Below are 12,244 nucleotides of genomic sequence, written 5' to 3' on the forward strand. Positions count from 1 at the left end.
CCTTACTCTAAAAAACCTTTTCTCGCTGCTGTCTCAAGTGCTGCCTTCTTCGTATTTTCGGATACCTGGGCACAGGTCAAATCGTTAAAACCGAAGATGCGCTTTGTACCGCCCATTTCCGTAAGCTGCACTTCCTTTTCCTCTCCGGGCTCAAATCTTACCGAAGTACCGGAAGGAATGTCCAGATGGTATCCATATGCTTTTTCCCTGTCAAATTTCAGACATCTGTTGACTTCAAAGAAGTGAAAATGGGAGCCTATCTGCACCGGTCTGTCTCCTACATTGGACACAGAAAGCACAAGACTCTTTTTCCCTTCGTTTAAGGTAATTTCTCTGTCTAAAGCCATGATTTCTCCGATTTTCATCCTTATTTCCTCCTTATTGAATCGGGTCGTGTACCGTTACCAGCTTGGTACCGTCCGGAAAAGTTGCCTCTACCTGTACCTCATGTACCATGTCTGCCACACCATCCATAACGTCTTCTTTTGTCAAAAGTTCTCTTCCGAGACGCATAAGTTCCACCACGTCTTTTCCGTCTCTTGCCAGTTCCAGAAGTTCTGAACTAAGGAAAGCCACAGCCTCCACATAATTCAACTTCAGTCCTCTGTCTTTTCTCTCTTTTGCCAGCATACCTGCCATATGCAGCATTAATTTTTCCTGTTCCTTAGGATTGAGTCGCATGAATTTATCCTCCTTGTCTTGTTCTCTTGTGTCTTAAAAACTGCTGCCCATCAAAGACCTGTCCACAGCCTCTGCTGCCTTTCGCCCCTCTGCAATGGCCCATACCACCAGAGACTGGCCTCTGTGCATATCGCCTGCCACGAATACCCCCGGTACACTGGTTTCGTATTCCTCCGGCTTTGTCAGCACATTGGTTCTGGGATTTAAGTCTGTTCCAAAGGCATCTGTGACATATTTCTGACTGCCCAGAAAACCTGCGGCAATCAGTACCAGCTGTGCCGGACGCTCTTCTTCGGTTCCTTCTACGGGAACCATGTTCATCCGTCCGGTTTTTTCATCCTTTTCAGGCGCCAGCTTCACGATTTTCGCCTTCTTTACATTGCCCTTTTCATCTTTGATAAACTCTGTCACTGTGGTCTGATAAATGCGGGGGTCTTTTCCAAAGACGGCAATGGCTTCCTCCTGACCGTAATCTGTTTTCAGCACCCTGGGCCACTCCGGCCATGGATTTTGCAAAGTTCTTTCTTTTGGGGGTTCGGGCATCATTTCCAGCTGGGTTACAGATTTTGCCCCCAGACGAATAGCAGTTCCCACACAGTCATTTCCCGTGTCACCGCCACCGATAACCAGCACATCTTTTCCCTTTGGGGAAATATACTGCTTATCCTCAAAGTTGGAATCCAGAAGGCTTTTGGTCACAGAGGTAAGAAAATCTACGGCAAAGCAGATATTGCCTGCCTCTCTCCCCGGCACGGAAATATCTCTGGGATTGGACGCGCCGCAGGCCAGTACCACCCTGTCAAATTCCTTCCGGATTTGAGATGCCTTCCTGTCTTTTCCCACATCCACACCGGTCTGGAATACCACACCTTCCGCTTCCATCAACTTCACTCTTCTGTCAATGACAGATTTATCCAGCTTCATGTTGGGAATACCGTAGCGCAGAAGGCCGCCTATCCGGTCCCTCCGCTCAAATACCGTAACCTCATGTCCCCTGCGGTTTAATTCCTGGGCTACCGCCAGTCCGGAAGGCCCGCTGCCAATGACAGCCACCTTTTTCCCGGTGCGCACCGGAATCTTCTGAGGTGTCACCCAGCCCTCTTCCCAGGCCTTTTCTATAATTGCCCTTTCGTTTTCCTTGGTAGCCACCGGTTCTCCGTTTATATTACAGGTGCAGGCCGCCTCACACAAAGCCGGGCATACCCGGCTGGTAAATTCCGGAAAACTGTGTGTCTTAGCCAGACGGTCGTACGCCTGTTTCCATTTGCCCCGGTATACCAGGTCATTGGTCTCCGGCACCAGATTGTGCAGGGGACATCCCGATGCCATACCAGCAATCATCATGCCGGACTGGCAGAAGGGCACGCCGCACTCCATACAGCGGGCGCCCTGTTTCTGCTGCTCTTTCAGGGACAACGGTTTCTTAAATTCCTGAAAATCTCTGATTCTCTCCAGCGGCTCTTTGTGCACCGCTTCTTTTCTGTCAAATTCTAAAAATCCCGTGGGTTTTCCCATGTTCTGCCTCCGTTTAAAAAATCACATCTTCCTGTTTCTATTTCTGAAATACTTCCGTAAACGCTTCCATCTGCGCCTGTTCTGTAGACATTCCCTGCTCTTCCAGTTTCATGCTCAGGGCTGTCATCTTCTTGTAATCATATGGAATGATTTTCTTGAATTTAGGCAGGTATTCTGTGAAATGCTCCAGTACCTCCTGCGCTTTCTCCGACCCGGTCAGAGTCTGATGTTCTTTGAGCATGCTTTTTAATTCATGTACATCTATCTTGCTCTCCAGCTTTTCAATGGAAATCATCTGCTTATTCAGATTTTTGTACAGGGTGTTGTCCTCATCCAGCACATAAGCAATACCGCCGCTCATACCGGCCGCAAAGTTCTTGCCTGTGGAGCCCAGAATCACGACCCGGCCTCCAGTCATATATTCGCAGCCATGCTCTCCTACGCCTTCCACCACTGCGTAAGCGCCGGAATTTCGCACGGCAAAACGCTCGCCTGCCACACCGTTTATAAAGACTTTTCCACTTGTGGCGCCGTAAAGTGCAACGTTACCCACAATCATATTGTCTTTTGCACAGTAATGCCTGTTTTTCGGTGGATAAATCACCAGTTTGCCTCCGGAAAGACCTTTTCCGTAATAGTCGTTGGTATCTCCTTCCAGATTCAGGGTCAGTCCCTTTGGAATAAAGGCGCCGAAGCTCTGCCCGCCGGAACCTTTGCAGTTCACTGTCAGCGTGTCTTCCGGCAGTCCGTTTTTATGCTGTCTTGTGATTTCCGCACCGAAAATCGTTCCAAAGGTTCTGTCCGTGTTGCTCACTTCCACGGACACAGAGGCTTTCTCTCCCTTTTTCAGAGCCGTCCCCAGCTTTTTCAGCAGTACCTTTTCATCCAGAGTCTTCTCAAGCTGGAAGTCATAAGCCTTATCCGGCTGGAAAATCACCTGGTCTTTGTCCTCCAAATAAGGGTTTTCCAGAATCGCGCTTAAATCAACCTTAGCTGCCATGGGATTCTCCGCTTCTTCCTTCTTCTTTAAGAGGTCGCTTCTTCCCACCATTTCATCCAGGCTGCGGATACCCAGTTTTGCCATATATTCCCGCAGTTCCTCTGCAAGAAAACGCATAAAGTTTACCACATATTCCGGTTTTCCCTTAAACCTCTTACGAAGCTCCGGATTCTGGGTAGCCACACCCACCGGACAGGTATCCAGGTTGCAGACTCTCATCATGACACAACCCATGGTTACCAAAGGCGCTGTGGCAAATCCGAATTCTTCCGCGCCCAGAAGCGCCGCAATGGCTACGTCCCGTCCGCTCATCAACTTTCCGTCCGTCTCTATCATTACCCGGTTTCGCAGACCGTTTTTCTGCAATGTCTGGTGTGTTTCTGCCAGTCCCAGTTCCCAGGGAAGTCCTGCATTGTGAATGGAACTTTCCGGTGCTGCTCCCGTACCGCCGTCATAGCCGGAAATCAGAATCACCTGCGCACCCGCCTTGGCCACGCCTGCCGCCACGGTTCCCACGCCTGCCTCAGAAACCAGTTTTACGGAAATCCGGGCATATTTGTTGGCATTTTTCAAATCATAGATAAGCTGTGCCAAGTCTTCGATAGAATAAATATCGTGATGCGGCGGAGGAGAAATCAGGCTGACTCCCGGTGTGGAGTGTCTGGTTCTGGCCACCCACGGGTACACCTTTCTGGCTGGCAGGTGTCCGCCTTCTCCCGGCTTCGCGCCCTGAGCCATCTTAATCTGAATCTCCCGGGCGCTGACCAGATAGCGGCTGGTCACGCCGAAACGTCCGCTGGCCACCTGCTTAATGGCAGAACACCGGTCCCTGTCACTTCCTGCGGAATCCAGACGTTCCTCGCTTTCTCCGCCCTCACCGGTGTTGGATTTGCCGTGAAGCATATTCATAGCCAGGGCCAGGGTTTCGTGTGCTTCCTGCGAAATGGAGCCATAGGACATAGCCCCTGTTTTAAAGCGTTTCACAATGTCATCCACGCTTTCCACTTCCTCCAGAGGAAGGGGATGTTCTGCAAACCTAAAGTCCATAAGACTGCGGAGGTTTCCGCTTCGCTCTGCGTCTACCATCTTTGTATATTCTTTAAACATGCCGTAATCCCCCAGACGGGTGGCTTTCTGCAGCATGTGAATAGTAGCCGGATTGTAGCGGTGCTCTTCTCCGTCTTTGCGCATTTTGTGTCTGCCCATGCTGTCCAGAGTCAAATCTGTGCTTCTGCCCAACGGGTCAAAGGCCTGAGAATGAAGCATATCCACGTTCCGGGCTATGTCGTCCAGCGTAATGCCGCCTACACGGCTCACCGTACCGGCAAAATATTTGTCAATGACTTCCTTTGAGATACCGATAGCCTCAAAAATCTTAGAACCCTGATAGGACTGGATAGTAGAAATTCCCATTTTGGACGCAATTTTTACAATGCCGTGAATCACGGCGTAATTATAATCACTGACTGCTGCATAGTAATCTTTGTCCAGCAGTTTTTCATCTATCAGTTCCTGAATGGTATCCAGGGCCAGATACGGATTCACTGCACAGGCTCCGTATCCCAGAAGGGCTGCAAAGTGGTGCACTTCTCTTGGCTCTCCGGATTCCAGAATCAACGCCAGAGAGGTCTGCTTTTTCGTATCCACCAGATGCTGGTGTACTGCGGAAACCGCCAGAAGCGACGGAATGGGCACATGGTTTTCATCCACGCCCCTGTCGGAAAGAATCACAATGTTGGCGCCCTCTCTGTAAACCTTATCCACCTCTACAAACAGCCGCTCCATGGCCCTCGCAAGCTTGGTGGATTTATAGTAAGTGGTAGGAACCACTGCCACCTTAAAGCCTTCCTGCTTCATATTTTTGATTTTCAGCAAATCGGTGTTTGTGAGAATCGGGTTATTGATTTTCAGTACCTGACAGTTTTCCGGTACCTGCTCCAGCAGATTTCCGTCCTTGCCTACATACACGGTGGTACTGGTGACAATTTCCTCACGGATAGCGTCAATAGGCGGATTGGTGACCTGTGCAAAAAGCTGTTTAAAGTAATCGAACAAAGGCCGGTTCTTCTCAGAAAGCACAGCCAGCGGGGTATCCACACCCATGGCAGCAATGCCCTCTGCCCCGTTTAACGCCATACTGCAGATGGAATTGCGGTACTCCTCATATGTATAGCCAAAGGCTTTCTGCAGCTGTTTTCTCTGCTTTGGCGTATACTCTTCCACACGGATATTGGGAATCTTTAAATCCTTTAATTCCACCAGATTGCTGTCCAACCATTCTCCGTAAGGCTGCGCCTTGGCATAACGTTCCTTTACCTCGTTGTCAGACAGGATTCTGCCCTTCACCGTATCAATCAGAAGCATTTTTCCCGGATGCAGACGTTCTTTCTGCACAATGTCCTCTTCCGGAACCTTCAGCACACCTACTTCCGATGCCAGTATCACGTCGCCGTTTTTCATCACATAATACCGGGAAGGACGCAGACCGTTTCTGTCCAATACGGCTCCCATCACATCTCCGTCGGAAAATACAATAGAGGCCGGGCCGTCCCAGGGCTCCATCATCGTAGCATAATACTGGTAGAAGTCACGTTTTTCCTGTGACAGCGTTTTATTATTGGCCCAGGGCTCCGGAATGGTAATCATCACAGCCAGAGGCAGCTCCATACCGCTCATAACCAGAAATTCCAGGGTGTTGTCCAGCATGGCGGAGTCAGAACCTCTGCGGTCTACCACAGGGAGAACCTTGTGCAGCTGCCCTTTGAGATGAGCAGACGCCATATTTTCCTCTCTGGCCTGCATTTTGTCCGCGTTGCCCCGTATAGTATTGATTTCCCCGTTATGTACCATAAAGCGGTTGGGGTGTGCTCTCTCCCAGCTTGGATTGGTATTGGTGCTGAATCTGGAATGTACCATGGCAATGGCAGATTCATAATCTTTATCCTGCAAATCCGCAAAAAAAGTTCTAAGCTGCCCTACCAGAAACATACCCTTGTAGACAATGGTCCGGCTGGACATGGAAACCACATAAGTATTGTCATTGCTCTGCTCAAAAACTCTTCTGGCAATGTACAGCTTCCGGTCAAAATCAAGCCCTTTCTCCACACCTTCCGGCTTTTTGATAAAGGCCTGCACAATATGGGGCATACATTCTTTCGCTTTGTGTCCCAGTACCTGGGGATATACAGGGACTTCCCGGTATCCCAGCAGTTCCAGGCCTTCCTTTTCGGCAATGATTTCAAACATTTTCTTTGCCTGTCTGCGCTTTATCTCATCCTGTGGGAAAAACAGCTGTGCAATTCCGTATTCCCGTTCTCCCCCAATGGCAATGTTCAGCTTCTTACAGACCTTTGCAAAAAATTTATGGGAAATCTGCAGAAGGATTCCCACACCGTCTCCGGTCTTGCCCTCCGCGTCTTTCCCGGCGCGGTGTTCCAGATTTTCCACAATGCACAGCGCCCGTTCTACGGTCTGGTGGCTTTTGATACCTTTGCTGTTTACCACAGCGCCGATACCGCAGTTATCGTGTTCAAATGTGGGGCTGTATAAGCCCTGTTGATTTCGGCTCATATTAATTTCCTCCTTGCTTTCCATATTCGTCTGCTGCCTTTACAAATCCCCGAAACAGCGGGTGAGCACGGTTTGGTCTGGATTTCAGTTCCGGGTGCCCCTGCGTTCCCACAAAAAAGGGATGTGTTTCAATTTCTATCATTTCTACAATTCTTCCGTCAGGAGACAGGCCGGACAGCACCAGTCCTGCTTCCTCCAGACGGAGACGGTAATCGTTGTTGACCTCATAGCGGTGTCTGTGCCGCTCGGAAATCTCTTCTTTCCCGTAAAGCTGCCGCGCCTTTGTGCCCTCTTTCAGCACACAGGGGTAAGCTCCAAGCCGCAGGGTTCCTCCCAGATTTTCCACACCGTTTTGCTCCGGCATCAGATCTATCACCGGATACATGGTGTCCGGGTTCAGTTCCGCACTGTTGGCATCCCGATACCCCAGCACATCTCTGGCAAATTCCACGATAGCCATCTGCATGCCCAGACAGATACCAAGGAATGGGATTTTGTTCTCTCTGGCAAACTGCACGGCCTGAATTTTCCCTTCCGTACCTCTGGTGCCAAAACCTCCCGGTATGAGAATTCCATGTACTCCTGAAAGAAGCCCTTCACAGCCCTGCTTTTCAATATCCTCGGAATCCACCCAGCGCAGCTTCACGCTTACATGGCCGGCAATGCCGCCGTGCTTTAAAGCTTCTACCACACTTAAATACGCATCATGAAGCTGAATGTATTTTCCTACAATGGCAATCTCCGTTTCTGAGACCGGGTGCTTCAAAGCCTCCACCATGGCTTTCCATTCCTCCAAATCCGGTTTTTCACAGGGCAGCTTCAGACACTCACAAACGGCCTGGGCCAGATGTTCTTTCTCCATGGCCAAAGGCGCTTCATAGAGATATTCCACATCCAGATTCTGCAGTACATGATGGGAGGGTACGTTGCAGAACAGAGCAATCTTGTCCTTTAGTTCCTCAGACAGAGGGTATTCAGAACGGCACACCAGAATGTCCGGCTGCAGCCCCATACCCTGAAGCTCCTTTACGCTTGCCTGGGTAGGCTTGGTCTTCAGTTCCCCCGACGCTTTCAGATACGGAATCAGCGTCACATGAATGAGTACTGCATTTTCCTTTCCCACATCATGCTGAAACTGACGGATGGCTTCCAAAAACGGCTGGCTTTCTATATCCCCGGCCGTACCTCCTACCTCGATAATGGCGATACGGTTTTCTTCGGGCAGTTTCCCTCTGTAAAACCGGCTTTTAATCTCATTGGTAATATGAGGAATCACCTGAACGGTTCTTCCGCCGTAATCTCCGTGCCGTTCCTTCTGGAGAACGGACCAGTAAATCTTCCCTGTCGTTACATTGGAATTTTTATCCAGACTTTCATCAATAAACCGTTCGTAATGTCCCAGGTCCAAGTCCGTTTCCGTCCCGTCATCTGTCACAAACACTTCCCCGTGCTGTATGGGGTTCATGGTACCCGGGTCTATATTAATGTAAGGGTCAAATTTCTGCATAGTGACCTGATACCCTCTCGCTTTCAACAGTCTCCCCAGAGAGGCCGCTGTAATGCCTTTTCCAAGCCCTGAAACAACGCCTCCTGTTACAAATACATACTTTACCATGGTGTTTTCCTCCGTTCTCCTTTCTTATTTCTTTGCTGAAAAAATAAAAAAGCGTCAGAATCCCCGTATTAAAAGAAATTCTGACGCCTTTGTCATACTCATTTTTCACTTGCTGTCTACTATAAACGATTTTTCCCGATTTGTAAATCCCCGAATTTTAAAAAATATAACCAAATTTTGCTCTCCTTATGCTTCCTGCGCAAATTTCCCTATGCTCTGTCGAAATTCCGGGTTCTCCCCGTGGCAGTTTACAGTCAGCAAATGTTCCAGTCCCAGGGCAAAAATTCCCATAATGGATTTTCCGTCCACCACAGCCCTTCCATAAGAAATATCCACGTCAAACTCACATTTTCTGGCAGCCCTTACAAATTCTCTCACTTCTTCAGCCGTCGTCAGGCGGATTTTTATTTCTTCCATAATCCAAATCTCCTTTTCCAGAGCCTTTTTGCAGACGTTCTGTTATTATTTTAACCTATGCAGAACCTGCCTTTTTGATGTATTTCCCACTCTCTTTTCAGTATGACCCTGCTGCCGTCATCTATACAGGCTCTTTCCATTTTTTTCAAAAAATGTATTGACAAGCCGATTTTTTTGAGTATACTACAGAACATAAAGCAAAGGCGCTTTGGATAACTTCCAAGGCGTCTTTTTCTGTTTTATGCAAAATGAAAGGAGACACCACTATGAAGAAAGATATTCCCGCTTTATACGGAAGCCTGGTATTTAATGACAAGGTTATGAGGAACAAACTTCCCAAGGATGTTTACAAGGCGCTGAGAAAAACCATTGAAAACGGAACCCATCTGGAGCTGGACGTGGCAAATGCCGTAGCGGTTGCCATGAAGGAATGGGCTGTGGAACAGGGCGCTACCCATTACACGCACTGGTTTCAACCCATGACCGGATTCACAGCCGAAAAACATGACAGCTTTATCACCCCTTCCGGAGACGGGGAAGTCATTATGGACTTTTCCGGCAAGGAACTGGTAAAAGGAGAACCGGATGCCTCCAGCTTTCCTTCCGGCGGACTTCGCGCCACCTTTGAGGCCAGAGGCTATACCGCATGGGACCCTACCTCTCCTGCATTTATTAAGGATGGAACTCTGTACATCCCCACAGCTTTCTGTTCCTACGGCGGAGAAGCCCTGGATAAGAAAACACCTCTTCTGCGCTCTATGGAAGCACTCAGCCGGGAAGCGGTGAAGATTCTTCACACACTGGGAAACACCGATGTCACCAGTGTTTCCACCACCATCGGACCGGAACAGGAATACTTTCTGGTAGATAAGGATTTGTACCGCCAAAGACGTGATCTGCAGTTCTGCGGCAGAACCCTGATAGGCGCACCGGCTCCCCGGGGACAGGAACTGGAAGACCATTACTTCGGTTCCTTAAAGCCCAGAGTTGCCGCTTATATGCATGATTTAGACGAAGAACTGTGGAAGCTGGGCATTCCGGCCAAAACCAAGCACAACGAGGTTGCCCCGGCCCAGCACGAACTGGCGCCCATCTTCTCCACAGCCAACGTAGCTGTGGACTACAATCAGCTTACCATGGAAGTCATGAAAAATACAGCGGACAGACACAATATGGTATGTCTGCTCCACGAAAAGCCCTTTGAAGGCATTAACGGCAGCGGCAAGCACAACAACTGGTCCCTGACTACCAACCAGGGAGACAATCTTTTAGAGCCGGGCAAAACTCCTGCGCAGAACATCCAGTTCCTTGTGTTCCTCATGGCCGTAATCAAAGCCGTAGACGAGTATGCAGATATGATGCGTGTATCTGCCGCCAGCGCCGGAAACGACCACCGCCTGGGCGGCAACGAAGCGCCGCCTGCCATTGTATCCATCTTTCTTGGAGATGAACTGACCGCTGTCTTAAAATCCATTGAAGAAGATACTTATTTCGGTAAACAGCAGAGAGTGGCTCTGGAAACAGGCGCTCATGTACTGCCTCACTTTTTCAAGGATACCACAGACCGGAACCGTACCTCACCTTTTGCATTTACAGGCAACAAATTTGAGTTCCGCATGCTGGGTTCCTCTGCCTCTGTATCCACGCCGAATATTGTACTGAACACTGCTGTGGCAGAAGCCCTGGCTCAGTTTTATGAAGAATTAAAAGGCACGGCTCCGGAAGATATGGAGCATGCCGTACATGAACTGATTAAACGCGCCATCAAAAAGCACAAAAAAGTTATTTTCAACGGAAACGGCTATACCGAAGAATGGGTGGAAGAAGCGAAAAAACGGGGACTTTACAATCTGGTTTCCACACCGGACTGCCTCCCTGCCTTTATTGAAGAAAAAAATATCCGGCTCTTTACAGAACACAAAATCTTTACCCGGGAAGAAATTTTCTCCAGATATGAAATTCTGTTGGAAAACTATGTGAAAACAGTAGAAATCGAAGCGAAAACTTTAAAAGAAATGCTGACCAAAGATTTCCTGCCTGCCCTTTCCGACTATGCAGCCCAGGAGGCAGACAAGGCTATGGCTGTGAAAAACTTTATACCGGAAGCTTCCACTGCAGAAGCCGCCGCACTGGTTGGCAAACTGACTTCTGCTTATGAAAGCATTTCCTCCGGTGTGAAAGCTCTGGATAAGGAAATTCAGACTGTCTCCGGTTTTGCTTCCATGCAGAAGGCCGCGGACTACTGCCGCAGCACGCTCCTGGTGTCCATGGACAAACTCCGTCAGACCGCAGACGCCGTGGAAGCCAAAATCCCGGATGAAAACCTGCCTTATCCTACTTATGACGCACTTTTATTCTCTATCTAAATAAGATTTAAGATTCAAACAGCGGGGTGGAGTAATATCTGTCTCCGCTGTCCGGCAGAAGTGCCACAATGGTTTTTCCTTCATTTTCCGGACGCTTTGCCAGCTCAATAGCTGTGTGCAGAGCAGCTCCGGAGGAAATACCTACCAGAATTCCTTCCTTGTGTGCAAAGAATTTTGCTGCTGCAAAAGAATCTTCCGCAGTGGCGGTTATCACTTCATCGTAAATCTTTGTATTTAATACCTGAGGTACGAATCCCGCACCGATTCCCTGAATTTTGTGAGGACCTGGGGTTCCTTTGGAAAGCACCGGTGAATCAGACGGCTCTACAGCCACGATCTTCACTTCCGGTTTCTTTTCTTTCAGATATTCACCTACACCTGTTACGGTTCCGCCGGTTCCCACACCTGCTACGAAAATATCCACTTCTCCCTCTGTGTCATTCCAGATTTCCGGTCCTGTAGTGGCAATGTGCGCTGCCGGATTTGCCGGATTATCAAACTGCCCTGTGAGGAAGCTGCCCTGAATTTCCTGATTTAATTCCTTTGCTTTGGCAATAGCGCCTGTCATGCCTTTGGTTCCTTCTGTCAGTACAATCTCTGCTCCGTATGCTTTGAGAATATTTCTTCTCTCCACACTCATGGTTTCCGGCATGGTAAGAATCAGCTTATAGCCTTTGGATGCTGCAAGAGAGGCCAGACCAATCCCCGTGTTTCCGGAAGTCGGTTCAATAATGGTTGCCCCCGGCTTCAAAAGCCCTTTGGCTTCCGCATCTTCTATCATATTTTTTGCAATTCTGTCCTTTACGCTTCCTGCAGGATTCAGGTATTCCAGCTTCACCAGAACGGTTGCTTTTAATCCCTCTTCCTTTTCAATGTTGGTCACTTCCAGAAGCGGAGTTCCGCCGATTAATTCCTGTACACCTTTATAAATCTTCTTTGCCATAACTGATTCCTCCTTATATTGTGATTTCATGTTTTATATTCCTATTAACTTAGTAGGAATTATATGTTATTAAGTAAGATTTGTCAAGGGATTTTTTCAAAAAAAGCGATTCCGCAGGTTTTACACCAGCGGAACCG

General features: G+C 48.7%; 8 protein-coding genes. 1 reads left to right on the forward strand and 7 read right to left on the reverse strand.

Annotated features, from left to right (window positions below; genetic code table 11):
* Positions 1-2 precede the first annotated feature (2 nt).
* From ureB to WKT17_RS09205, 6 genes are all read right to left on the reverse strand, one after another.
* The gene (ureB, locus tag WKT17_RS09180; protein WP_173749356.1) at positions 3-365 is read right to left on the reverse strand and encodes an urease subunit beta; all 363 of its coding nucleotides are present in this window, start codon (positions 363-365) and stop codon (positions 3-5) included.
* 13 nt (positions 366-378) lie between these two features.
* Positions 379-681: an urease subunit gamma gene (gene ureA / locus WKT17_RS09185; RefSeq protein ID WP_173749357.1), complete on the reverse strand. Its 303-nt coding sequence runs from the start codon at positions 679-681 to the stop codon at positions 379-381.
* A gap of 33 nt (positions 682-714) precedes the next feature.
* Positions 715-2,196: a glutamate synthase subunit beta gene (locus tag WKT17_RS09190; RefSeq protein ID WP_173749358.1), complete on the reverse strand. Its 1,482-nt coding sequence runs from the start codon at positions 2,194-2,196 to the stop codon at positions 715-717.
* A gap of 37 nt (positions 2,197-2,233) precedes the next feature.
* Positions 2,234-6,766, reverse strand: a complete 4,533-nt coding sequence (gene gltB, locus WKT17_RS09195) for a glutamate synthase large subunit (RefSeq protein WP_173749359.1) — start codon at positions 6,764-6,766, stop codon at positions 2,234-2,236.
* A 1-nt stretch (position 6,767) separates the two neighbouring features.
* Positions 6,768-8,381 (reverse strand): CTP synthase, encoded by a 1,614-nt coding sequence (locus WKT17_RS09200; RefSeq protein WP_173749360.1) that lies wholly within the window; start codon positions 8,379-8,381, stop codon positions 6,768-6,770.
* Between the two features lie 186 nt (positions 8,382-8,567).
* A complete protein-coding gene (locus WKT17_RS09205) occupies positions 8,568-8,798 on the reverse strand; it encodes an HPr family phosphocarrier protein (protein WP_173749361.1) in 231 nt (76 codons plus the stop codon).
* Positions 8,799-9,064: 266 nt separating this feature from the next.
* On the opposite strand from WKT17_RS09205, the gene WKT17_RS09210 reads away from it, so the two are divergent.
* The gene (locus WKT17_RS09210; RefSeq protein WP_291682295.1) at positions 9,065-11,164 is read left to right on the forward strand and encodes a glutamine synthetase III family protein; all 2,100 of its coding nucleotides are present in this window, start codon (positions 9,065-9,067) and stop codon (positions 11,162-11,164) included.
* Between the two features lie 7 nt (positions 11,165-11,171).
* Here the strand turns inward: WKT17_RS09210 and cysK are convergent, their stop codons facing one another.
* Positions 11,172-12,107, reverse strand: coding sequence for a cysteine synthase A (gene cysK / locus WKT17_RS09215; RefSeq protein ID WP_173749363.1), 936 nt, complete (start codon positions 12,105-12,107; stop codon positions 11,172-11,174).
* Positions 12,108-12,244: the final 137 nt, after the last annotated feature.

Origin of the sequence: Blautia sp. HCN-20427, from assembly GCF_037890365.1 — a bacterium.
In the GTDB taxonomy this organism is placed as follows: domain Bacteria; phylum Bacillota; class Clostridia; order Lachnospirales; family Lachnospiraceae; genus Blautia.